A 22,114-nucleotide genomic window follows, 5' to 3' on the forward strand; every position below is an offset into this window, starting at 1 on the left:
CGTTCCGGCTCAGGCGGGCTTAATCGAACAGGAGTCGAGCACGTTGGATGCAACCACGATCCAGAACCTGATCCGCGACGGGCTGCCCGGCGCACAGGTCGAGGTGCAGGGCGATGACGGCGTCCATTTCGAGGCGTTGGTGGTCAGCGAGGCATTCCGCGGCAAGCTGCCGCTGGCGCGCCATCGGCTGGTGTACGCAACCGTCGATGAACATATAAAGAGCGGAGCGCTTCACGCGCTCAAGCTGAGCACCCTGACCCCCGAGGAGCACGCCCGCTCCTGAGGCGTGTCCCTGACCGGTCCGTGGCCGGCGTGGGGCGACCAGCGGCCGGCCAGACCGAATCATGCAGAAAATCATCATCCAGGGCGGCGTGCCGCTGCACGGCGACGTCGTCGTCTCCGGTGCCAAGAACGCCGTGCTGCCGATCCTGTGCGCCGCGCTGCTCGCCGACGGCCCGGTCGAGATCAGCAACGTGCCGAATCTGCACGATGTCGCCACCACCGCGCGCCTGTTGCGCGAGCTCGGGGCCGACATCCGCCACGACGTCGAGGCGAGCCGCTTTCTGATCGATGCGCGCGAAGCGCGTGGCCACGTCGCCCCGTACGAACTGGTGCGTACGATGCGCGCGTCGGTGCTGGTGCTGGGGCCGCTGCTGGCGCGCCATGGCGCGGCGGAAGTCTCGCTGCCCGGTGGCTGCGCGATCGGGTCGCGGCCGGTGGACCTGCACATCCAGGCGATGCAGGCGCTCGGCGCCGAGGTCGAGGTCGAGCATGGTTACATCAAGGCGCGCGCGCAGCGCCTACGCGGCGGGCATATCGAGTTCCCGATGCCCAGCGTCGGTGCCACCGAGAATGTGCTGATGGCGGCTTCGCTGGCGGCGGGCACGACGATCATCGACAACGCCGCGCGCGAGCCGGAGATCGTCGACCTCGTCGATTGCCTGCTGGCGATGGGCGCCGACATCGAAGGCGCCGGCCAGTCACGGATCGTGGTGCGCGGGGTGGAACGACTGCACGGCGGCCACCACGCGGTGGTGCCCGACCGCATCGAGACCGGAACCTTCCTCGTCGCCGCGGCGATGACCGGCGGTCGCGTGACCGCGAAGGCCGCGCGTGCCGACACCCAGCAGGCCGTGCTCGACAAGCTCGAAGAAGCCGGCGCGCAGCTGGAGATCGATGGCGACGCGATCACCCTCGACATGCAGGGCCGTCGCCCGCGCGCGGTGGACATCGTGACCGAGCCCTATCCGGGCTTTCCGACCGACATGCAGGCGCAATTCATGGCGCTCAACTGCGTGGCCGAAGGCAGCGCGGTCATCGATGAGCACATTTTCGAGAACCGCTTCATGCACGTCAGCGAGCTGATGCGCCTGGGTGCCGACATCCATGTCGAGGGCAACCGCGCGCGGGTCCATGGCGTCGAGCGCCTGACCGGCGCACCGGTGATGGCCACCGACCTGCGTGCATCGGCGTCGTTGATCCTCGCAGGCCTGGTGGCCGAGGGCGAGACGGAGATCAACCGCATCTACCACCTCGACCGCGGCTACGAGCAGATCGAGCGCAAGCTGTCGGCGCTCGGTGCGCGCATCCAGCGGGTGGATTGAAGCCGGCAGGCGCACGCCACGCGCGCCGATCGCTGCAGACGATGAAGCCGCCCTCGGGCGGCTTCGTTCGTTACGGGGTGTTTCCGCGGATCAGTTCAAGGACTGCAACTGCAGGTCGATGTGGTCGCGGCCGTTGCGGCGCTGCAGGATGCGTGCCGGTACCGGCATACCGTCGACGATCCACGCGGTGATCTGGCGACGCCCGTCATCGCGCACCACTTTCGTGGCCTCGCGCGACTGCCCGCCGACGGTAACGGTTTCCTTGCCCTGCACCGCGTAGGTGTGTTCACGCGCGCGGCCCTCATCGACCAGGCGATAGGTGAGCGGACGCCCGGCCTGCACGTCCTGCACCAGCACCAGGTTGAGCAGCAGGCCATCGACGTCGCCTTCGCGCAGCGCCACCGGCCCGGCCTCCTCCTTGTCGATGTCTCCGGTCCAGCGTGCCTCGTTGCGGTTCCAGTCGTAGGTGGCCTCCACCGTCTTGCGCTTGACCAGCATCGCCGCCAGGCCGGATTCGCCGCCCTGCGAGTCGGAGCTCGACAACGGCCGCCAGCCATTGCCATGGCGTTCGAACGTGGTCTTCTGCGCCATCCGTGCACCCATGCCGGCGACGTCCAGGCTGTAGTTGTAGCGGTTGTTGCCGGCAGCCTCGAGCTTCATCGTGCCGGTGGCCTCCATGCCCATGAACTTCGCGTTGTAGCGGGCGGTGAACGGCTCCATCGCGCTCGCGGCGCCGCACGCGGCCATCAGCAGCGCGCCGGCGGCAAGACGCTTCCATGCGCTGCGGGCGATCGGATTGGTACGGGCCATCATTGTCATTGGACTCCCTGGTATTCGATTAGTCGCAGGTCGACGTCGGCTTCGCCTTCGTCGTCCAGCTGCAGGATGCGCACCGGGGTGGGCACGCCATCCGCGATCCACACGATCATGGCATCGCGGCCTTCGTCGATCCGTGAAACGCGCAGTGCGTTGTAGCTGAGCTCGCCGACCTCGACGATCTCGGGTTCCGGCGCCACCTGGTAGACATGGTCGCGTGCGCGGCCGCCGTCGACGTAGCGGTACTGCAGGGTGGCGCCGGGCTTAGCATCGCGCATGATCGCGAGGTTGATCAGCAGGGCGCTCATGTCGCCATCGCGCAGTGGAACCGGTGCGCGGCGGCGCTTGCTGACATCGCCGCTCCACTGCGCTTCACGTGCATTCCAGTCGTAGCTGCCGGTGGCGCGACGGGTGAACACCAGCGCCTTGCGCACGGTCTCCTGGCGCAGCGGGCGATAGTGGCCATCGGCGATGTCGAACTGTGTGCTCTGCTCGATGTTCACGCGCGCAAGGCCGGCAAAGCCGTGGCGGCCGCGGATGCCGAGTGAGACCTCCCAGCGTCCACCTCCCGCCTGCTCCACACGCATGGTGGCGTCACCGGCGTGGCGGCCCCGGTACCACGCCTCGTAGCTGGCGAGGAACGGGGCCAGCTCGGCGGCGCGCCCGCTGCCGCACAGGACGGCCGACAGAACGAGCAGGACGGAGAGGAGGGCTTTCATGCCGCGGCATCATGCGAAGCGGTTGTTGGCTGCCAGCTGAAGCGGCCCCGCGAGTGAGCGGCCGTCGAGCAGTACGCCGTCATCGCCGAGGCTGATGCGACGCTGCGCCAGCAGGCGCACGGTTTCCACCAGCAACGGATGTTCGCGCTCGAGGACGCGCGCGGACAGGCTGGTTTCGTCATCGCCCGGAAACACCGGTACCGGCACCTGGGAGATGACCGGGCCGCCGTCGAGATCGGCCGTCACGAAATGCACGCTGGCGCCGTGCCGGGTAGCGCCGGCAGCCAGCGCCTGGCGGTGGGTGTGCAGGCCCTTGAAATCCGGCAGCAGCGAGGGGTGGACGTTGATCATGCGCGCGCTGCGCGGCGCGACCACGGCCGCACCCAGCAGGCGCATGTAGCCGGCGCAGATGATCAGGTCGGGCGCGACGGTATCGACCGCGTCGAACAGGGCGGCATCGAAGGCGTCGCGGCTGGGATAGTCGCGTGGTGAAAGTGCGTGGGCGGGGATGCCGACCGCGCGCGCGCGCGCCAGTGCGGGCGCGCCGGCGCGGTCGGAGAACACGCCGACCACGTCTGCATCAAGGGTGCCGGCGGAAATCGCGTCCAGCAGCGCCTGCAGATTGCTGCCGCGCCCGGATGCGAGCACCGCGATGCGGCAGGTGGCCGCTGCAGCCGCCGGGTCGACCGCGGCCAAGGCTCAGCCGATGCGCACGCGGTCGCCGGCGCCGCCGGCCGTGACCACTTCGCCGATCCGCCAGTGCGCCAAGCCCTGCTCGCGCAGATGCCGCTCGGCGGCTGCAACCGCATCCTGGGGCAACACCAGTACGAAGCCGATGCCGCAGTTGAAGGTGCGCCACATCTCTTCGCGTGCGACCGCGCCTTCGCGCTGCAGCCACTCGAACACCGGCGGCAGCGGCCACGCGTTGGCGTCGATGGCGACACCCAGGCCTTCCGGCACCACGCGGACGATGTTCTCGGTGAGCCCGCCACCGGTGATATGGGCCATCGCATGCACCGTGCACCCGGAGGCGTCGTCGAGCAGCGAGAGCACCGGCTTCACGTACAGCGTGGTCGGCGCCATCAGCGCGTCGATCAGCCGCACGCCGCCCAGGTCGAGATCGGCCGGTTGCCCGGTGCGGTCGTAGATGCGCCGCACCAGCGAATATCCGTTGGAATGCGGGCCCGACGACGCGATGCCCAGCAGCACGTCGCCGGCACGCACGGCCGAACCGTCGAGCAGGTGCGACTTCTCCACCGCACCGACGGTGAAGCCGGCAAGGTCGTACTCGCCCGGTGCATACATATCCGGCATCTCGGCGGTCTCGCCGCCGATCAACGCGCAGCCGGCCAGTTCGCAGCCACGGGCGATGCCGCCGACCACCGCCGCCGCGGTGTCGACATCGAGCTTGCCGGTGGCGAAATAGTCGAGGAAGAACAACGGCTCGGCACCCTGCACCAGCACGTCGTTGACGCACATGCCGACGAGGTCGATGCCGATGGTGTCGTGGCGGCCGAGCTGCTGCGCCAGCTTGAGCTTGGTGCCGACACCGTCGGTTCCCGAGACCAGCACCGGTTCGCGATAACGCCCGGAGAGGTCGAACAGCGCGCCGAAGCCGCCAAGCCCGCCCATCACTTCAGGGCGATGGGTGCGCCTGACCAGCGGCTTGATGCGTTCGACGAGCGCGTTGCCCGCGTCGATGTCGACGCCGGCGTCACGATAGGTGAGCGGGGTAGGCTGGGTCACGGATGCGGCCGAGGCGGACGGACCGGCGATTTTAGCAGGCGCGGCGAGGCGTCGGCCGTGCGCCACCCGCACCTGACAGGCAGCGCGGGCGTTTCATGGGCGAGCGCGCAGTTGTGGCACCATTCGCGCGTTTGTCGCAGCGCGAAGGACCAGGCATGTCGTTGGGTGGCCGGATGGCGGGATGGATGACGGGGCTGCTGCTGGCGGCCGCGCTGGTTGCGCCCGTGCAGGCGCAGCGTGTCGAAGGCGACAGCGCGCGCGCGCAGGGGCTGTACGAGGCCGAGGTGCCGGTGGGCAGCCAGAGCGACGCGGCCCGTGGTCCGGCGCTGAGCCGGGCGCTGGCGCAGGTGCTGGGGAAAATCTCCGGCGATGCTTCGGCGTCGTCGCGGCCCGGCGTGGGCCAGGAGCTGCGGCGCGCCGCGCAGTACGCCGAGCATTACGACTACCGGCAGGACGAGGGCGTGTCCGCCACCGGCGCGCCGAGCTTCCAGACCACGCTGGTGGTGCGCTTCGACCGCGAGGCCGTGGACGGCCTGGCCGCGGCGCTGGGTCTCCCGGTCTGGCCGGAACCACGGCCGAAGCCGGTGCTGTGGCTCGCCATCGACGATGGCTCCGGGCCGCGCCTGGTGAGCCTGCAGCAGAACAACGTGGTGCGCCCGGTGCTGGAGCGTGCCCGCCAGCGCGGCTACCAGCTCGGCCTGCCGCGCGGCAGTGCCGCCGAACAGGCGGGCGTGGGTGCGATCTGGCGCGGCGACACCGCGGCGATCGCGCGCCTGTCCGCCCGCTACCAGCCGCCGATGCAGCTGATCGGCAAGCTGCAGCGCGCCGGCAGTGGCTGGCGCGCGGACTGGACCTTTGTCGACAACGGCCGCGTGCTGTCGGAGTGGACCAGCGAGCGTGGCGATGCCCGCCAGGCGATGAGCGCCGGCGCCGATGGCGCCGCCGACGCGCTGGTGAAGCGCTACGCACGCGTCGCGCCGGTGGGCGAGCCGGGCAACTACCGGGTGGTGTTCACCGGCCTGGCCAGCAGCGACGATTTCATCCGCCTGGCGTCGACGCTGCAGGCGATGCCGGTGGTGCGCCGCGCGGTGCCGATGCGCGCGACGGCGGACGGGGTGGAATACGAACTCGAACTGGTGACCGGCCTGCCGGGCTTTCGGCGCATGGCCAACCGCGACGTGCTCGCCGAGGTCGAGGATGTCACCGGCACGCCGACCTTCCGGATGGTCCGGTGACCGGCCATGGGTGAGCGTGCCGACGAATCCATCGCGACCTTCCTCAAGCGCCTGCAGTGGGGCCTGGTCGCCTTTGCCGTGCTGTGGCTGATCGGCGCGCTGGGGCCGATCCTGACGCCGTTCGTGCTGGCGGCGCTGCTGGGCTGGCTCGGCGATCCGCTGGTGGACCGGATCGAGCGCACCGGCCGTTCGCGCGGCGCCGCGGTGGCGCTGGTGTTCCTGTTGATGGTGCTGCTGCTGGTGCTGGTGCTGCTGATCCTGGTGCCGATGATCGAACGGCAGGTGGTGACGCTGATCGACAGCCTGCCGGTCTATGGCGAATGGCTCATGGGGACGGCGATTCCGTGGATGGAGCGCCGCTTTGGCATCGAGATCTCCGAATGGATGGATCCGGAGCGCCTCATCACCTGGGTGCGCGGACACTGGCAGCAGGCCGGTGGGGTGGCGACCACGTTCATGTCCTATGTGTCGCGCTCGGGCTTTGCGCTCATCGCACTGGTGGTGAACCTGGTGCTGGTGCCGATCCTCACGTTCTACTTCCTGCGTGACTGGGACGCGCTGGTGGCCCGGGTGTCGCAGCTGATCCCCCGCGACCACCACGCCACGGTGGCCCGGCTGGCAAGGGAATCCGATGAGTCGCTGGCCGCGTTCCTGCGCGGGCAGTTCCTGGTGATGCTGGCGCAGGGCGCGTTCTACGCCATCGGCCTGCAGCTGATCGGCCTGCGCCTGGGCATCCTGGTCGGGCTGATCGCGGGCCTGATCAGCTTCGTGCCGTACCTCGGCGCCACGGTCGGCCTGATCATGATGCTGCTGGCGGCGGTGGTGCAGGCGCAGGGCTTCGACTGGCAACTGTTGCTGCTCGGCACCATCGTGTTCACCGCCGGCCAGCTGTTCGAAAGCTACGTGCTCACGCCGCGCCTGGTCGGCGACCGCATCGGCCTGCATCCGGTCGCGGTGATCTTCGCGGTGATGGCCGGCGGCCAGCTGTTCGGCTTCGTCGGCATGCTGATCGCGCTGCCGGTGGCGGCGGTGGCGAACGTGCTGCTGCGCTATGCGCACGAGCGTTACCAGGCGAGCCGCCTGTACACCGGTACGCCGAGCACCCTGGTCGTGGATGACCGCGCGCTGGTGGTGACCGACACCTTGCCGCGGGTCGACAGGGACTGACGGGGCCAACACGGTGAGTACCCCGGTCCCCGGCGCCGCGCAGCTGCCGCTTGCGTTGCGGTATCCGCCCGACCAGCGCTTCGATACTTTCGTCGGTGCGCCGACGGGCGCGCTCGCGCAGCTGCAGGCGTTGGCGACCGGCGATGAACGCGGCGGCGTGCTGTTGCAGGGCCCGCCGGGCGTAGGCAAGACCCACCTCGCACTGGCCGCCTGCGCGCATGCGGAAACCGCCGGGTTGCGTAGTGCATTCCTGCCATTGGCGAGCGCGGCCGGCCGCCTGGCCGGTGCGCTGGAGGCACTCGACACCTGCGACTTCATCGCGCTCGATGGCCTCGATACGGTGCCGGGTACGCGCGACGACGAGGTCGCGCTGTTCCATTTCCACAACCGCGCGATGGACGGCGGGCGCCGGCTGCTCTATACCGCGGACACGCCGGCGGCGGGGCTGGCGATCGGCCTGCCGGACCTGCGCTCGCGGCTGGCGGCCTGCACCGTCATCGCGCTGGCGCCGCTGGATGACGACGGACGGCGCGAGCTGCTGCAATGCCGCGCGCTGCGGCGTGGGCTGGTGATCGAAGGGGCCGCGATCGACTGGTTGCTGCGCCGCGTCGGCCGCGACCTCGGCGGACTCACGCGGCTGCTCGACCAGCTCGATCGTGCATCGCTGGCCGCCCAGCGCCGGGTGACGGTGCCGTTCCTGCGCCAGGTGCTGGCTGCGGAGGCTGGCTCCGACGGTGCGGGCAGCCCGGCGGGCCGCGGCTAGGCGCTTCCGACGAGCAACGGTCCGCCGGACAGCTCCGCGTCCAGCTGCTGCAGCCGCTGTGGCGTGCCGACATCGGTCCAGCGCCCACGGTGGTGGCTGCCGGTGACCTGGCCTTCGCGCATGGCAGCCCGCAGCAACGGCGCAAGGCGGAAGCGGGGTGGCGTGTCGCGCGCGCCCGGCGCATCGCCGATCACCTGCGTCCAGTTGTCGAACAGCGACGCGCGGTAGACGCCGATGCCGGCGAACGTGAGTCGCTGCGCACCTTCCGCGCCGACGTCACCGGAGGCGTGGAGGACGAAGTCGCCTTCGGTGTTGTGGTCGGGGTTGTCGACCAGCACCAGGTGGGCATCGCCGGCCGGTTGCGCGGGCAGGGTGGCGAAGTCGAAATCGGTCCAGACATCGCCATTGAGAGCGATGAAGGGAGCGTTGCCGAGGCGCGGCAACGCCTTCCACATGCCGCCACCGGTTTCCAGCGGCACCTCACCCTCGTGGCTGTAGTGGATGCGCAGGCCCCAGCGCTCGCCATCGCCGAGTTCGGCCGGGAAGCGCCGTGCCAGCCATGAGGTGTTGATCACGACCTCGTCGACCCCCACCGCTGCCAGCTTCTCCAGATGCCAGACGATCAGTGGCTTGCCGCCGACCGCGAGCAGCGGCTTCGGCGTGGTTTCGGTCAGCGGTCGCATGCGCTCGCCGAAGCCGGCAGCGAAGATCAGCGCTTTCATCGGATGCTCCGTTGCGCGGCCGGCGACGCCGGCGTTCGGGGCGGCCAAGGGTAAACTGCGCGCCCAGTCGGTGCGAACGAGCGAGCGCGAATGGCCATGTTGCAGGTGGTGTTGCTGTCCGGTGGCTCCGGCACGCGGTTGTGGCCGCTGTCGCGCGAGGCCTACCCGAAGCAGTTCCTGCCGCTGGCGGGAGACGCGACGATGGTGCAGGACACGTGGTCGCGCGCCGCCGCGTTGACCACGCTGACGCCGATCGTCGTCGCCAACGAGGAACACCGCTTCCTGGTTGCCGAGCAGCTGCGGCAGATCGGCGCGCCGGTGCCGGACATCGTGCTCGAGCCGGTGGGGCGCAACACGGCGCCGGCGATCGCCGCCGCGGCCCTGCAAGCGCGCGCCGGTGGAAACGATCCGGTGCTGCTGGTGCTGCCCTCGGACCACGTGGTGCGCGACGTCCCCGCGTTCCATGCCGCCGTGCGTGAAGCGCTGCCGGCGGCGGACGCAGGCGCGCTGGTGACGTTCGGCATCCGCGCATCGGCACCCGAGACCGGCTTCGGCTACATCCAGGCCGGTCCCGGCGAGGGCGTGCGCCCGGTGCTGCGCTTCGTCGAGAAACCCGATGCGGAGACCGCGCGCGGATACCTCGCCAGCGGCGACCATGTCTGGAACAGCGGCATGTTCCTGTTCCGCGCCTCGCGCTACCTCGATGAACTCGCGCGCTTCCGCCCCGACATCCTCGATGCGGTGCGCCGCGCGTTCGATGCCGCCAGCCGCGACGGTGACTTCGTCCGCCTCGATCGCGACGCGTTCGCCGCCAGCCCTTCGGATTCCATCGACTACGCGGTGATGGAGAAGACCGCCGACGCGCGCGTGCTGCCGGTCGACATCGGCTGGAACGATGTCGGCTCGTGGTCGGCCTTGTGGGACGTCAGCGAGCAGGACGAGCACGGCAACGCCGGCCATGGCGACGTGATCGCGGTCGACAGCCGCAACAGCTACGCATACTCGCGCCGGCTGGTGGCCCTGGTGGGCGTTGACGACCTGGTGGTGGTGGAGACCGACGACGCGGTACTGGTGGCGCGCAAGGACCGCGTGCAGCAGGTCAAGGACGTGGTCGCCCGGCTCAAGGCCGACCAGCGCAGCCATGCGGTGCTGCACCGCGAAGTGCACCGGCCCTGGGGCAGCTACGACTCGATCGACGTCGGCGACGGGTTCCAGGTCAAGCGGATCAAGGTGAAGCCGGGTGGACGGTTGTCGCTGCAGTCGCATGCGCATCGCGCCGAGCACTGGATCGTGGTTCGTGGCACCGCCCGGGTGACCCGCGACAACGACGTATTCGATCTCCACGCCAACCAGTCGACCTATATCCCGCTGGGTGCGCGCCACCGGCTGGAGAATCCGGCCGGCGAGATGCTGGAACTGATCGAGGTGCAGTCCGGCAGTTACCTCGGCGAGGACGACATCGTCCGCTACGAGGATGTGTACGGGCGGAGCTGAGGCGGCGTGCGGGATGGCGGCTTGCGCTCGCCATGCAGGATCGATGTATCGCCGATTGCCTACAATGCACACCACAGCAGTCTGCGACCCTGACCGTGACCGATCATCTCGACCGCCTCGAGGCGGAAAGCCTGCACATCCTGCGCGAGGTCACGGCGGAAAGCCGTCGCCCGGTCATGCTGTACTCGATCGGCAAGGACAGTTCGGTGCTGTTGCACCTGCTGCTGAAGGCATTCGCACCGGCACCGCCGCCGATTCCGCTATTGCATGTCGATACGACCTGGAAGTTCCGCGAGATGATCGCCTTCCGCGATCGCCGGGCCGCTGAAACCGGCGTCGACCTGCGCGTGCACATCAACCCGGACGGCGTGCGCGACGGCGTCGGTCCCTTCAGTCACGGTGCCAGCGTGCACACCGAGGTCATGAAGACGCTCGCACTGAAGCAGGCGCTGGAAGCCGGTGGCTACGATGCGGCGATCGGTGGCGCGCGTCGCGACGAGGAGAAGTCGCGGGCCAAGGAGCGCGTGTTCTCGTTCCGCGACGCGAAGCACCGCTGGGATCCGCGCCGACAGCGCCCGGAACTCTGGAACCTCTACAACGCCCGTGTCGGCACCGGCGAGAGCGTGCGGGTGTTTCCACTGTCGAACTGGACCGAGCTCGATGTCTGGCGCTACGTCCGTCGCGAGGCGATCGACGTGGTGTCGCTGTACTTCGCCGCCGAGCGTCCGGTGGTGCGGCGCGACGGCACCTGGATCATGGTCGACGACGAGCGCTTCGTGCTGCGCGACGGCGAATCCGTCGAGCAGCGCCGGGTCCGCTTCCGCACGCTCGGCTGCTATCCGCTCACCGGGGCGGTGGAGTCGGATGCCACGGACCTCGATGCGGTGATCGAGGAAATGGAGCGCAGCGCGCTGTCGGAGCGCGCGGGTCGGCTGATCGACCACGCCGATGGCGACTCGATGGAGAAGAAGAAGCGGGAAGGGTATTTCTGATGGCGACCACGGATTTCCTGCGCCTGATCGCCTGCGGCAGCGTGGACGATGGCAAGAGCACGCTGATTGGACGCCTGCTGCACGAAGCCGGTCGGGTGCCCGACGACGAGCGCGCAGCGCTCGCACGCGCAAGCGCGAGCCATGGCACCCGGGGTGGCGAGGTCGACTACGCGCTGCTGCTGGACGGCCTCGACGCCGAGCGCGAGCAGGGCATCACCATCGATGTCGCCTGGCGCCACCTGCAGACCACGCGGCGGCGCTTCCTGATCGCCGATTGTCCCGGGCACGTGCAGTACACCCGCAACATGGCGACCGGCGCGTCCGTTGCGGACCTGGCCATCGTGCTGGTGGATGCCAGCAGGGGCCTGCTGCCGCAGACCTTCCGCCACGCCGCGATCCTGTCGCTGTTCGGCGTGCGCCACGTGCTGCTGGCGGTGAACAAGATGGACCGCGTGGGTTATGCGCAACCGGTCTTCGAGGCGATCGCGTCGAGCTTCCGCGCGCATGCCGGGAAACTCGGCATTGCGGATGTGGTGGCGATCCCGGTGGCTGCGGCGGTGGGCGACAACGTCACCGCGCGCTCGACGTCGATCGACTGGTACCACGGCCCCAGCGTGCTTGAGCACCTCGAGGGCGTGCAGGTCGATGCGCCGGATCCGGCGCTGCCGTTGCGCCTGCCGTTGCAGTCGGTGCTGCGCGACGCCGACGGCGGCCGCTGGCTCACCGGCACGCTCGCGTCGGGTTCGGTCCGCGCGGGTGATGAAGTGCGGATCGAGCCCAGCGGCATCGCAAGCCGGATCGCATCCCTCACCGTCGCCGGCGTACCTGCGGCGGCAGCGCAGGTGGGGCAGGCGGTGGCGGTACAACTTGCCGACGACGTGGATGCCGGCCGCGGGCACGTGCTGGCCGCGATCGATGCGCCGTTGCCGCACACCGACCAGTTCGTCGCCGAGGTGCTGTGGTTCGACGAGGCGCCCTTGCTGCCCGGCCGCCGCTACCAGCTCAAGAGTGGCGCGCGTGCCGTCGGCGCGCGGATCAGCGAGCTGAAGTTCCGCCACGATCCCGAAAGCCTGCAGCCGCTGGCCGCCAAGCGGCTGGAGTTCAACGAGATCGGCGAAGTGGTGATCTCGCTCGATGCCGCCATTGCGTATACGCCGTATGCGGAGAACGCCACCCTCGGCGGCTTCATCCTGGTCGATCCGCTCAGCCGCGCCACCGTCGGCGCCGGCATGATCCGGCATGGCCTGCGGCGCGCCGACAACATCCACTGGCAGGTGCTGGATGTCGACCGCAGCGCACGCGCCGCGTTGAAGGGGCAGCGGCCGCGCTGCATCTGGTTCACCGGACTGTCCGGCGCCGGCAAGTCGACCATCGCCAACCTCGTCGAACGCGGCCTGCTGGCCCGCGGCCTGCACACCTATCTGCTCGATGGCGACAACGTGCGCCACGGCCTCAACCGCGATCTCGGCTTCACCGACGAGGACCGGGTGGAGAACCTGCGCCGCATCGGCGAGGTCGCACGGCTGATGACCGATGCCGGCCTGGTCGTGCTGGTGAGTTTCATCTCGCCGTTCCGCGCCGAGCGTGCGGCCGCGCGCGCGCTGTTCGACGCCGGCGACTTCATCGAGGTGTTCGTCGACACCCCGCTGGCAGACGCCGAGCGGCGCGACGCCAAGGGCCTGTATGCGAAGGCGCGCCGCGGCGAGCTGCCGAACTTCACCGGCATCGACTCACCGTACGAGCCGCCGGAAGACCCGGAGCTGGTGCTCGACACCGTGCACGACGACGCACAGGTACTGGCCGAGCGCGTGATTGCCTATGTGCTGGACGGCGGGGGCTGAGCCCGGTTTCAGCCGCGGATCCACGCGAAAGACGCGGAACGAACCATCCGTCGTCTGCTTGATCTCACCGCCTTCGGTCGCACTTGTCCGCGGCGCGGGCCGGACATCAGCGGCAGGAATCAGCGCGGACGCAACAGCTGCAGCAGGCCCAGGATGACAATGGCGCCGAGCAGCGCACCGAAGAATCCGGCCGTCTGTCCCAGCGCGTACCAGCCCATCTGCTGGCCGCCCCAGGTGCCCAGCAATGCACCACCGATGCCGAGCAGGCAGGTCAGGATCACGCCCATGCGGCGCCTGCCGGGCGTGACCAGGCGCGCGAGGATGCCGACCACCAGGCCGATGAGGATGATGTAGAGCCAGTTGCTGCTGCCGAACGGTGCCATGGCGCCCCCTGTGATGAGCCAGGGGCAAGCATACCGGCAGTGAACGGGGTCAGCCCTCTCCGCCACGTGCGCACGGAGAGGGCGTGATCGGGCCTCAGCAGCAGCCGTGGTCGCCGTGGCGGCTGCCGCTGTCGGCGGCCACGGCCGAACCCGTGGTTTCGCCCCGCAGGCTCGCCTGGTGGTGCTCGGTGATCACCCGCGCGACGCACGCGGTCACGCGCTTGCCCATCGGGATATGCAGGAACTCGTTGGGGCCGTGGGCATTGGAATGCGGGCCGAGCACGCCGGTGATCATGAACTGCGCACCCGGGAACTTCTCTCCCAGCATCCCCATGAACGGGATCGAGCCGCCTTCGCCCATGTACATCGCCGGGCGGCCGAAAAAGGCCTCGCTGGCGTCGTTGATCGCGGTTTCCAGCCACGGCGACAGCGCTGGCGCATTCCACCCGGTGGCGGCCTTCTCCAGCTCCAGGGTGACCTGCGCGCCGTTGGGCGGGCTCTGCGTCAGCGCCCGCTGCAACAGCTCGCCGGCACGCTTGCCGTCGACGGTGGGCGGCAGGCGCAGCGACAGTTTCACCGCCGTATGCGGACGCAGCACGTTGCCGGCCGAATCCAGCGACGGAATGCCGCCGACGCCGGTGACCGAAAGCGCCGGACGCCAGGTGCGGTTGAGCACCAGCTCGGCGAGGTCGTCGTTCATCGGCCGCATGCCCGACAGCAGCGGGAACTTGGAATAGATCTCGTCACCGAGCACGTCGGACGCGCGCTGTGCCTGTTCGCGGCGTTCGCCCGGGATCTCCGCATGCAGGCCTTCGAGCAGGATGCGTCCGGTGTCCTCGTCCTCGATGCGCGACAGCAGCTGGCGCAGCAGGCGGAAGCTCGACGGCACCACGCCCGAGGCATCGCCCGAATGCACGCCCTCGTCGAGCACCTTCACCGTGAGGTTGCCGCCGGCCAGGCCGCGCAGCGAGGTGGTGCACCACAGCTGGTCGTAGTTGCCGCAACCCGAGTCCAGGCACACCACCAGCGAGGGCTTGCCAATGCGCTCGGCGAGGTGGTCGACATAGGCGGGCAGGTCGTAGCTGCCCGATTCCTCGCAGGCCTCGATCAGCACCACGCAACGCGCGTGCGGAAGTTGCTGTTCGTGCAGCGCCATGATCGCAGCCAGCGAACCGTAGATCGCGTAGCCGTCGTCGGCGCCGCCGCGACCGTACAGCCTGTCGCCACGCAGCACCGGCTTCCACGGGCCGAGGTCGTCGTCCCAGCCGGTCATTTCTGGCTGCTTGTCGAGATGGCCGTATAGCAGCACGCAATCGTCGTCGCGGCCGCCATGCGCGGCGGGAATCTCGATGAAGATCAGCGGCGTGCGGCCTTCCAGCTCGATCACGTCCACCTGCATGCCGGGGATGTCCTGCCGGCGCGCCCAGCCCGCCATCAGTTCGACGGCCTGGTCCATATACCCGTGCGCCTTCCAGTCGGCGTCGAACATCGGCGACTTGTTGGGGATGCGGATGTACTCGACGAGCTGGGGCACGATGTCGTCGTCCCATTTCCCGGCGACGAAACGATCGACCTTGCTGGCGTCCATGGCGACTCCTGGAATACGGCGGAAGACCGCCATTCTAGCCCCCGCGGCCCGATCGGACTTTTCCGACGCCCCCGGCCGGCTTTGCCCGGTGCGCGACTGGAGGGTCGGGCGATAGGCGCGGATCGGTGGCCTCCCGACACTGTGCATACCGGCGCGGACCGCGCCGGCAGGAAGCCCACCCATACGGAAGGAACCGTCATGAACCTGTTCGCCAAAACACTGTGCGCATCACTGCTCTCGCTGCTGCTGGCCGGCGCGGCCTGGGCCAGCGAGAAGGTCAACATCAACACCGCCGATGCCGCCACGCTCGATCGCGTGCTGGTCAATGTCGGCCCCGCCAAGGCGGAGGCAATCATCGAGCACCGCAAGGAACACGGCGCGTTCCGCAGCGTCGAGCAGCTGGCCATGGTCAAGGGCATCGGCCTGCGCACGGTGGAACTCAACCGCGACCGCATCGAGCTGGGTGCGGCGCCCGCGCGGCGGCCGGCCGTGCGTCCTGCCGCGGCGGCTGCCACCGCGACCGCGGCGACGCGTCCGCAGCGCTGAAGGAGTACCTGGGGCCGCGCACGGACGCTCGGCCGCCAGACAGGAGCAGGAGTGCTCCGGGAGTCCGGCACGGACGCCGGAACGACAGGGAGGTTCGCCGCTCCACCCGAGGCCGGATGCCGGGGTGGGGCGGCATCGTGCAGGGAAGGCACGATGGGGGCCCGGGCGCCGCTACACTCGGGCGAATGGACGACACCGCCGGAAGCCGGGTGATTCCGGCGAACGAATACACCCGCAGCCGCTGGCGCAACGGGCGTGGCTGGACCCGCGAGATCTGCGCCGTCGGCGGTACTGACGAGCGGTGGGACTGGCGGCTGTCGATCGCCGACATCGAGCAGGCGGGCCCGTACTCACCGTTCCCCGATACCGGGCGCGAACAGGTGCTGTTGCAGGGCGAGGGCCTCGAACTCGCGTTTCCCGATGGCCGCAGCAATCGTCTGCAGCCACCGTACGGGCGCATCCGCTTCAACGGTGCCGAGCCTCCGCATGCCACGCCGGACGGCCGGGTCGAGGTGTTCAACCTGATCTGGCGTCCGCAGGCCGTGGAGGTCGACCTCTGGCATCGGCCGGTGGTCGGTCCGATGCTGTTCTTCGCCGATGCGGACACGCGCTGGGCGCTGCACCTGCTGGCCGGGCAGGCGCGCTTCGAGGGCGGGATGTTGCCGCCACTGGCGCAGGGCGACACCGCGATCCTCGACGAGCCAATGCGTCGGCGCTTCCTGCTCGATGGCGGCGGTGAACTGCTGGCGATCCGCATCTGCCCGCACGTGCCGGGCACGGAACTGGACAGCCCTTGATCTCGCTACGGATGCGCTGCACGCAGCGCATCCGGGTGGCCCCGGCGGATGCCGGAGCGCCGACTCAGAAGCGGTAGCTGGCCGACAGCCAGAGATTGCGCCGCTGGTCCTTCACCAGGTAGTCGTCGACGCAGACATAACTGTCGCGGGTGTCGGCGAGGGTGCAGGTCTGCTCGATGAAGTCCTTGTCGAACAGGTTGTTGATACGCGCGTTGAGCCGGAACGCGTCGGTGATCCGCCACGAGGCACCGAGGTAGAACACGGTGTAGTCGGCGTACCAGCGCTCCTGGCCGGCCACCGCGTCGTAGTCGCGGTAGCGGTCGTAGCGGCCTTCGCCGATCAGCGACACCGTCAGCACGTCGATCGGCATCCATTCCAGCGTCGCATTGGCGATGTGCTCGGCGGGGTTGCCGGTGACCGGTCGGCCGGCGTCGTCGCCGCTCTTCTGCTCGGAGCGCGTCCAGGTGTAGTTGCCGCGCAGCGCCAGGGTGTCGGTCAGGTCGGCGTGCGCGGCGAGTTCCACGCCACGGGTTTCGGCGCGGTCGATGTTCACCCGCTGGCTGAAGGTCGTGTAGCCGAGCGCGGCCCAGCCCGGCCCGATGTCGACGCAGTAGCCGCTGCCCGCCGGTGCCACCTCGCAGTTGGCGAAGTTGTCACCGGTGGCGATCTTGTCCCTGAAGCGGTTGTAGAACGCGGTGGCGTTGAAGCCCCAGCGCCCCCCGTCGTAATAGGTCGCCAGCTCCACGTTGGTGCTGGTCTCGGGCTGCAGGGTCGGCGTGCCGACCATCGGCGAGACGCCTTGGCCACCGAATCCGGTGATACCGGGGAACAGGTAGTTCGGCTTCGGCGCCTTGTAGCCGGTGCTGATGCCGCCCTTCACCGTCCACGCCTGGCTGGCATCCCAGACCAGGTAGGCGCGTGGGCTGACATGGCTGCCGAAGATGTTGTGGTGGTCGTAGCGCAGGCCGAAGGTGGCGGTGAGGTCGTCGGTGAACGCCCAGTTGTCCTCGGCGAACAGCGCCCACTGCCGGTGCTTCTGGATGGTGCCGTCGCGGAAGCCCGCGCCGTCCATGCCGAATACGCCGTCCTCCATGTCGGTGTCGTCGTACTGGCCGCCGACGGTGACCACGTGGTCGCCCAGCGGCAACTCCAGCATGGTGTCGAACACCAGGCCCTCGAGCTCCAGCGTGCGCAGCTGCCTTGGCAGGAAGGCCTGCAGGCGTGCGAGTTCCGCGGCGGTCAGGCGACTGGATTCGATGCCAGCCAGGCCGGTGCCGTTGTTGCAGTAGGCGGCCTGCCCGCGACGCGCGCAGACGTCGTTCCACAAGGTCTGCAGTTCGCCGCGTTCGGCGACGGTGAGCGGCAGCGAACGGCCGAGATTGCTGCTTTCGTGCCGGGTGAGGCTGGTGGTGCTGGTGCCGAAGGACCAGCGGCCGACATGGCTCAGCGCGAGCTGGTCGCGCTCGTAACGCTGGTAGGCGGTGTAGCCGACGCGCGGCTGCACCACGCGGCGGGTCACGGTGCCGGTGCCGCCGGGCGCGGGGATCACCGCGTTGCCGGTCCGCCACAGGCTCTCGATGCTGTCGAGCGTGCCGGTCTGGCCGCTGGAGTTGTCGTACTTCAGCCGCGAGCGGTCGTAGTCGAGGAGGATGTCGTGGTCGTCGTTCGGAGTGAACGCAAGGCGCACGCCGGCATTCCAGTTGGTCGCGGCGACCTGCTTGCCGCCACCGCCGAAGCCGAGCGTGCGGTCCCACAGCGTGCCGTCGGGCAGCGGCAGCGGATCCCAGTCGGGAATCGACTCGTCGCGGTCGTACCAGCTGCCGCGCACCGCCAGCCCGAGCCGTTCGGCGACCAGTGGCCCGCCCACGTACAGATCTGTCTTGCGCGCATCGCCGAATTCGTCTTCCTGCTGGAAGGTATGTGCCTGGGTCACGGCGCCATGCCAGGCCGTGCCGACCTTGCGGGTGATGATGTTGACCACCCCGCCCATCGCGTCGGAGCCGTACAGCGTCGACATCGGCCCGCGCACCACCTCGATGCGCTCGATCGCCTCCATCGGCGGCACGAAGCTGAACTGCCCGCCGCCGAAGTTGTTCGGATAGAGGTCGCCGACATTGCTCTGACGGCGACCGTCGATCAGCACCAGCGTGTAGTCCGATCCCAGGCCACGCATGCTGATGGTGGCCTCGCCGTTCTTGTCGGTGCTCTCCATGCCGACGTCGAGCCCCTCGATGTCGCGCAGCGCATCGACGAGGTTGGCGTACGGGCGGCGGGCGAGCTCGTCGCGGGTGACGACGGTGATGCTGGCCGGCGCGTCGGTGATCTTCTGCTCGAAACCGGTGGCGGTGACCACGATGGTGTCGAAATCACGGGTCTGCAGGGCCGGATCGGCGAGCACCTGGCCGCTCAGGCCGAAGGCGAGGGCGATGGTCAACAGGTGGCGGCGCGGGCGGGTATGCCGGCGAGGGGAAACTGCGTGCATCCAGGTGGCTCCGGGAATCGGGACGGAAGGATCCTGAAGCCGGGTCTGGCGGTGGCTGGACGGCGTCGCAGGAGGGAGGCGGCTCCCGCCTCCGATGCGAATTATAATGAGAACGATTCGCAATAAAAGACGGCTGCGCGCATTTTTTCTGCAGCCGCCCGCTCAGCGGTCGTCGCGGGTCCAGATCCCGCCGTCGCGCAGCTCGACCGGAAATTTCACCACCGGCCCGTACGCGGGCGGGCACAGCGGGCGGCCGTCGCGGATATCGAAGCGGGCGCCATGCAGGGCGCACTCGACGCTGCCCTCGGAAGCGTCGAAATGGCCGGCCGAGAGCTCGAAATCCTCGTGGCTGCAGCGGTCTTCCAGTGCGTAGTACGCACCGTCGAGGTTGAACACCAGGATCGGCGTGTCACCGTCCCAGGCTACGCGGGTCTCGCCGGGCAGCAGCTCGGCGGTGGTGCAGACGAAGGTCCAGTCGCTCATGTGCGCATTGTAGGGAGTCCGCGCGTGCCCGCCGCGGTTGCGTGCGGACGCATCACCGCTGCGCAAGGCCGGGCTCGCAGCGCCCTGGATCAACCAGCGGCCCGTAGCGGCTTGTGCAGCACCTCGAAGCGGAGATCGTCGCGCTTCGGGATGCCGAAGCGGGTGTCGCCATAGGGAAAGGGCAGGACCTCGCCGGTACGGCGGTAACCGAGGCGCACATACCAGGCGATGAGTTCGTCGCGGACATCGATGACGGTCATCCGCATCGCGGGCAGGTCCCATTCGTGGCCGGCGATGCGCTCGCATTCGGCCAGCATGGCGCGCCCGATACCGCCGCCCTGGCGGCGGGGGTCGACCGCGAACATCCCGAAATAGCCCTGGCCATCGACGTCGGCCACATGCGCGCAGGCGACCATGGTCGCGTCCGCGGTACCGGCAACGACTACCCGGCTGCGCGGCCGTTCGATATCCGCGCGCAGCAGGGTCGGATCGATGCGGTCGCCGTCGAGCAGGTCGGCTTCCGTGGTCCAGCCGACGCGGCTGGCGTCGCCGCGATAGGCCGAGGTCACCAGGGTTACCAGCGCCGGCACGTCGGCGGCCGTCGCGGCACGGAAATACAGCGGGAGCACTTCGGACATTCGATGTTCGCGCACGGGTGGGATGCGGTGTTGTCCGGAAATCCGCGAGGGAATGCAAGCGGCTCCCCGTTCGTGGCCGTGCCGCCTACGGCCCCTCCGGAAGCCGGTACCACCCACGCTCGTAGGCGACCGTGCCCCACAGCGCATGCAGCGTCGCCAGCCTCTGCGCCTCCGCCGAGGGCGCCCCGGATGCGACCAGTGGACGTCCCGGCCGGTGCACGAACGCGCGCGGCGCCTGCCCTGGCTGCAGGACCACGAGCGTGCCGTCGTCTTCCAGCCAGCCGAAGTTCGCGTCGTACTGCATCGGTGCCCGGCCGTGCGCGGCCGGGTCGTCGCGGTTGAGGTCGCGGCCCAGCAGTGGTGTCGCATCGTCGATGCCGAGCAGCGACAGCAGGGTCGGCGCCAGGTCGATCTGGCTCACCAGCCGGGCGTCGCGGCGCGGCTCGATGCCGGCGCCGAGGATCAGGCCCGGAATGCGGAAATTGTCCACCGGCACCAGCGACTGGCCGAGCACGCGGGAGTCATGGTCGGCCACCACCAGGAACACGGTGTCGGCCCAGTAGTCGGAGGACATCGCGCGGTCGAAGAAGCCGCCCAGCGCATGGTCGGCGTACTTGGCGGCGTTGTTGCGCGTCGCCTTCGGGGCGTCGTACAGCTCGATGCTGTCGTCTGGGAATTCGAACGGATCGTGGTTGCTCGAGGTGAAGACGAAACCGAAGAACGGCGTGCCGGCTGCGTGGAGACGCTCGAAGTCCGCATGTGCCTCGGCGAACAGGTCCTCGTCGGAGACGCCCCAGGAGCCGGCGAAACGCGGCGCAGCATGATCCTTGCGCTCGATGATCCGCTCGAAGCCGTTGCCGAGGAAGAAGCCGCGCATGTTGTCGAAATGGCTCTCGCCGCCGTAGTGGAACGCGGTGTCGTAGCCGTGGCGACGCAGGAGCCCGGCGAGGGTGAAGAAGTCCTGCTGCGCGCGCGGCCGCTTCACCACCGCGACCGACGGCGTGGGCGGATAGCCGCTCACGACCGCCTCGATGCCGCGCACCGAGCGCGTGCCGGTGGCATAGAGCCGGTCGAAGGCCCAGCCGCGGGTGGCGAGCGCATCGAAGCGCGGGGTGAGCGGCAACCCGCCCAGGCTGCCGACGAAACGCGCGCCGAGGCTTTCCTCCAGCACGATCACCAGGTTGCGTGGCGGGCCGTGATGGACCGGGTAGCGCCTGAGCAGCAGCGGTGTCGACGCATCCTCGATGACCGTGGCGCCGGGCCACGCGGCGCTGATGCCGCGCAGCGCGTCGGCCACGGCCTCGTCCGGCGTGGTGGTGTCGTAGATGCGCGCGCCGGGGTCGTGCCGCAGTTCGTCGCGGATCGCGAACGCCAGCGAATAGAACGAGTTGAGCGGCAGGGTGTTCACCGTGGCATCGGTGGAGAACGCGAGCATGGCCGGGTTCATGGGCCGGTGCCCCAGCGTGGAGCGGATGCCCAGCGTGCAGGCCAGCATGACCACGACCGCACCCAGCGCGCGCACCGCCCCGGTGCCGGGATGGTGCGGATGCCGCGCGAGCAGCCGGCGGGCGAGCCGGTAGGCGAGCCACGCGGCGGCCAGCGTGACCAGCACGGTGGCCAGCCCCGTCAGCAGGTGGCCCTTGGCCAGCATCGACGACACTTCGCGCGGGTAGGCGAGGTACTCGATGAACAACCGGTTGGGCCGCAGCCCGTACTCGGCCATGAACGCCGGCGTGGCGGCTTCCAGCGCCACCGGGATCGCCAGTGCAAGCGCCAGCCACACGGCGAACACGATCGCCACCTGCGGGCGCCGTGCAAGCGACGCGGGCAGCAGCAGGTAGGCGGCCGCCGCAATGCCCAGCCACATGCACATCGCGGCCACGTCCACGCGGACGCCATGGACAAGGACCGGCGCCCATCCGCCGGCGGCGCCCACCGCATCCGCTTGCCACAGCGACAGCCCGAGCCGCGACAGCGACAGCAGCAGCAGGCCGAGCACGAAGATCGACAGGAAGGGCAGCAGCGGCGCAAGACCGTGCCGGAGCGTCTGTGGCATTGCGCAACACCCGAGCGGACTCACCGGCAACACCGGCGTGTC

21 protein-coding genes are annotated in these 22,114 nt (G+C 69.5%); 10 read left to right on the forward strand and 11 right to left on the reverse strand.

Annotated features, from left to right (window positions below; genetic code table 11):
• Positions 1 to 43 precede the first annotated feature (43 nt).
• Both E5843_RS04140 and murA read left to right on the forward strand, forming a co-directional pair.
• The gene (locus E5843_RS04140) at positions 44 to 283 is read left to right on the forward strand and encodes a BolA family protein (protein ID WP_134672823.1); all 240 of its coding nucleotides are present in this window, start codon (positions 44 to 46) and stop codon (positions 281 to 283) included.
• Positions 284 to 344: 61 nt separating this feature from the next.
• Positions 345 to 1,604, forward strand: a complete 1,260-nt coding sequence (gene murA, locus E5843_RS04145) for a UDP-N-acetylglucosamine 1-carboxyvinyltransferase (RefSeq protein ID WP_136411915.1) — start codon at positions 345 to 347, stop codon at positions 1,602 to 1,604.
• Between the two features lie 90 nt (positions 1,605 to 1,694).
• On the opposite strand, the gene E5843_RS04150 is transcribed toward murA, so the two are convergent.
• Genes E5843_RS04150 through purM form a run of 4 tightly spaced genes read right to left on the reverse strand, consistent with a single transcriptional unit; the run spans position 1,695 to position 4,885 of the window.
• Positions 1,695 to 2,414: a DUF3108 domain-containing protein gene (locus E5843_RS04150; RefSeq protein WP_425478406.1), complete on the reverse strand. Its 720-nt coding sequence runs from the start codon at positions 2,412 to 2,414 to the stop codon at positions 1,695 to 1,697.
• 5 nt (positions 2,415 to 2,419) lie between these two features.
• A complete protein-coding gene (locus tag E5843_RS04155; RefSeq protein ID WP_136411916.1) occupies positions 2,420 to 3,139 on the reverse strand; it encodes a DUF3108 domain-containing protein in 720 nt (239 codons plus the stop codon).
• A 9-nt stretch (positions 3,140 to 3,148) separates the two neighbouring features.
• On the reverse strand, positions 3,149 to 3,835 hold the full coding sequence (gene purN / locus E5843_RS04160) for a phosphoribosylglycinamide formyltransferase (RefSeq protein ID WP_244240830.1): 687 nt from the start codon (positions 3,833 to 3,835) through the stop codon (positions 3,149 to 3,151).
• A gap of 3 nt (positions 3,836 to 3,838) precedes the next feature.
• Positions 3,839 to 4,885: a phosphoribosylformylglycinamidine cyclo-ligase gene (purM, locus tag E5843_RS04165; RefSeq protein ID WP_136411917.1), complete on the reverse strand. Its 1,047-nt coding sequence runs from the start codon at positions 4,883 to 4,885 to the stop codon at positions 3,839 to 3,841.
• Positions 4,886 to 5,040: 155 nt separating this feature from the next.
• On the opposite strand from purM, the gene E5843_RS04170 reads away from it, so the two are divergent.
• The 3 genes from E5843_RS04170 to hda are packed head-to-tail and all read left to right on the forward strand — an operon-like array spanning position 5,041 to position 8,050.
• Positions 5,041 to 6,120 carry a DUF2066 domain-containing protein gene (locus E5843_RS04170; protein WP_166815884.1) on the forward strand — a complete coding sequence of 360 codons (1,080 nt, stop codon included), beginning with the start codon at positions 5,041 to 5,043 and terminating at the stop codon, positions 6,118 to 6,120.
• Positions 6,121 to 6,126: 6 nt separating this feature from the next.
• Positions 6,127 to 7,287 carry an AI-2E family transporter gene (locus E5843_RS04175; protein ID WP_141065697.1) on the forward strand — a complete coding sequence of 387 codons (1,161 nt, stop codon included), beginning with the start codon at positions 6,127 to 6,129 and terminating at the stop codon, positions 7,285 to 7,287.
• A gap of 13 nt (positions 7,288 to 7,300) precedes the next feature.
• On the forward strand, positions 7,301 to 8,050 hold the full coding sequence (hda, locus tag E5843_RS04180; RefSeq protein WP_136411918.1) for a DnaA regulatory inactivator Hda: 750 nt from the start codon (positions 7,301 to 7,303) through the stop codon (positions 8,048 to 8,050).
• Here hda and murU read toward each other — a convergent pair.
• Complete coding sequence (gene murU / locus E5843_RS04185) at positions 8,047 to 8,772, reverse strand: N-acetylmuramate alpha-1-phosphate uridylyltransferase MurU (protein ID WP_136411919.1); 726 nt, start codon at positions 8,770 to 8,772, stop codon at positions 8,047 to 8,049. The genes hda and murU overlap by 4 nt on opposite strands.
• 90 nt (positions 8,773 to 8,862) lie before the next feature.
• Here murU and E5843_RS04190 point away from each other — a divergent pair, with 90 nt between their 5' ends.
• The 3 genes from E5843_RS04190 to cysC are packed head-to-tail and all read left to right on the forward strand — an operon-like array spanning position 8,863 to position 13,099.
• Positions 8,863 to 10,266, forward strand: a complete 1,404-nt coding sequence (locus E5843_RS04190) for a mannose-1-phosphate guanylyltransferase/mannose-6-phosphate isomerase (protein ID WP_141065698.1) — start codon at positions 8,863 to 8,865, stop codon at positions 10,264 to 10,266.
• A gap of 32 nt (positions 10,267 to 10,298) precedes the next feature.
• Positions 10,299 to 11,258, forward strand: a complete 960-nt coding sequence (cysD, locus tag E5843_RS04195; protein ID WP_134672832.1) for a sulfate adenylyltransferase subunit CysD — start codon at positions 10,299 to 10,301, stop codon at positions 11,256 to 11,258.
• Positions 11,258 to 13,099, forward strand: a complete 1,842-nt coding sequence (gene cysC / locus E5843_RS04200) for an adenylyl-sulfate kinase (RefSeq protein WP_136411920.1) — start codon at positions 11,258 to 11,260, stop codon at positions 13,097 to 13,099. Before cysD ends, cysC begins: the two co-directional genes overlap by 1 nt.
• 119 nt (positions 13,100 to 13,218) lie before the next feature.
• On the opposite strand, the gene E5843_RS04205 is transcribed toward cysC, so the two are convergent.
• A complete protein-coding gene (locus E5843_RS04205) occupies positions 13,219 to 13,482 on the reverse strand; it encodes a GlsB/YeaQ/YmgE family stress response membrane protein (protein WP_136411921.1) in 264 nt (87 codons plus the stop codon).
• Positions 13,483 to 13,576: 94 nt separating this feature from the next.
• Positions 13,577 to 15,070 (reverse strand): M20 family metallopeptidase, encoded by a 1,494-nt coding sequence (locus E5843_RS04210; protein ID WP_134672835.1) that lies wholly within the window; start codon positions 15,068 to 15,070, stop codon positions 13,577 to 13,579.
• A 198-nt stretch (positions 15,071 to 15,268) separates the two neighbouring features.
• Between E5843_RS04210 and E5843_RS04215 the strand changes: the two genes are divergently transcribed.
• Together E5843_RS04215 and E5843_RS04220 are read left to right on the forward strand one after the other, a co-directional pair.
• Positions 15,269 to 15,616: a ComEA family DNA-binding protein gene (locus tag E5843_RS04215; RefSeq protein ID WP_136411922.1), complete on the forward strand. Its 348-nt coding sequence runs from the start codon at positions 15,269 to 15,271 to the stop codon at positions 15,614 to 15,616.
• Positions 15,617 to 15,801: 185 nt separating this feature from the next.
• Complete coding sequence (locus tag E5843_RS04220; protein WP_136411923.1) at positions 15,802 to 16,413, forward strand: HutD/Ves family protein; 612 nt, start codon at positions 15,802 to 15,804, stop codon at positions 16,411 to 16,413.
• 64 nt (positions 16,414 to 16,477) lie between these two features.
• Here the strand turns inward: E5843_RS04220 and E5843_RS04225 are convergent, their stop codons facing one another.
• The 4 genes from E5843_RS04225 to E5843_RS04240 form a co-directional block, all read right to left on the reverse strand.
• Positions 16,478 to 18,895: a TonB-dependent receptor domain-containing protein gene (locus E5843_RS04225; protein ID WP_141065699.1), complete on the reverse strand. Its 2,418-nt coding sequence runs from the start codon at positions 18,893 to 18,895 to the stop codon at positions 16,478 to 16,480.
• A gap of 162 nt (positions 18,896 to 19,057) precedes the next feature.
• Positions 19,058 to 19,378, reverse strand: a complete 321-nt coding sequence (locus tag E5843_RS04230; protein ID WP_136411924.1) for a Rieske (2Fe-2S) protein — start codon at positions 19,376 to 19,378, stop codon at positions 19,058 to 19,060.
• A gap of 89 nt (positions 19,379 to 19,467) precedes the next feature.
• Entirely contained in the window at positions 19,468 to 20,007 is a 540-nt protein-coding gene (locus E5843_RS04235; RefSeq protein ID WP_136413023.1) for a GNAT family N-acetyltransferase, read from the reverse strand.
• A gap of 94 nt (positions 20,008 to 20,101) precedes the next feature.
• Complete coding sequence (locus E5843_RS04240; RefSeq protein WP_136411925.1) at positions 20,102 to 22,072, reverse strand: LTA synthase family protein; 1,971 nt, start codon at positions 22,070 to 22,072, stop codon at positions 20,102 to 20,104.
• Positions 22,073 to 22,114 lie beyond the last annotated feature (42 nt).

This window comes from Luteimonas yindakuii (assembly GCF_004803715.2).
In the GTDB taxonomy this organism is placed as follows: Bacteria; Pseudomonadota; Gammaproteobacteria; order Xanthomonadales; family Xanthomonadaceae; genus Luteimonas; species Luteimonas yindakuii.

Excerpts from the sequence above, each read along its gene's own strand:
- murA (WP_136411915.1), top strand. The coding sequence starts at position 345 with ATGCAGAAAATCATCATCCAGGGCGGCGTGCCGCTGCACGGCGACGTC.
- E5843_RS04150 (WP_425478406.1), bottom strand. The coding sequence starts at position 2,414 with ATGGCCCGTACCAATCCGATCGCCCGCAGCGCATGGAAGCGTCTTGCC.
- E5843_RS04155 (WP_136411916.1), bottom strand. The coding sequence starts at position 3,139 with ATGAAAGCCCTCCTCTCCGTCCTGCTCGTTCTGTCGGCCGTCCTGTGC.
- E5843_RS04170 (WP_166815884.1), top strand. The coding sequence starts at position 5,041 with ATGTCGTTGGGTGGCCGGATGGCGGGATGGATGACGGGGCTGCTGCTG.
- E5843_RS04175 (WP_141065697.1), top strand. The coding sequence starts at position 6,127 with ATGGGTGAGCGTGCCGACGAATCCATCGCGACCTTCCTCAAGCGCCTG.
- murU (WP_136411919.1), bottom strand. The coding sequence starts at position 8,772 with ATGAAAGCGCTGATCTTCGCTGCCGGCTTCGGCGAGCGCATGCGACCG.
- E5843_RS04190 (WP_141065698.1), top strand. The coding sequence starts at position 8,863 with ATGGCCATGTTGCAGGTGGTGTTGCTGTCCGGTGGCTCCGGCACGCGG.
- cysD (WP_134672832.1), top strand. The coding sequence starts at position 10,299 with ATGCAGGATCGATGTATCGCCGATTGCCTACAATGCACACCACAGCAG.
- cysC (WP_136411920.1), top strand. The coding sequence starts at position 11,258 with ATGGCGACCACGGATTTCCTGCGCCTGATCGCCTGCGGCAGCGTGGAC.
- E5843_RS04205 (WP_136411921.1), bottom strand. The coding sequence starts at position 13,482 with ATGGCACCGTTCGGCAGCAGCAACTGGCTCTACATCATCCTCATCGGC.
- E5843_RS04210 (WP_134672835.1), bottom strand. The coding sequence starts at position 15,070 with ATGGACGCCAGCAAGGTCGATCGTTTCGTCGCCGGGAAATGGGACGAC.
- E5843_RS04215 (WP_136411922.1), top strand. The coding sequence starts at position 15,269 with ATGAACCTGTTCGCCAAAACACTGTGCGCATCACTGCTCTCGCTGCTG.
- E5843_RS04220 (WP_136411923.1), top strand. The coding sequence starts at position 15,802 with ATGGACGACACCGCCGGAAGCCGGGTGATTCCGGCGAACGAATACACC.
- E5843_RS04225 (WP_141065699.1), bottom strand. The coding sequence starts at position 18,895 with ATGCACGCAGTTTCCCCTCGCCGGCATACCCGCCCGCGCCGCCACCTG.
- E5843_RS04230 (WP_136411924.1), bottom strand. The coding sequence starts at position 19,378 with ATGAGCGACTGGACCTTCGTCTGCACCACCGCCGAGCTGCTGCCCGGC.
- E5843_RS04240 (WP_136411925.1), bottom strand. The coding sequence starts at position 22,072 with ATGCCACAGACGCTCCGGCACGGTCTTGCGCCGCTGCTGCCCTTCCTG.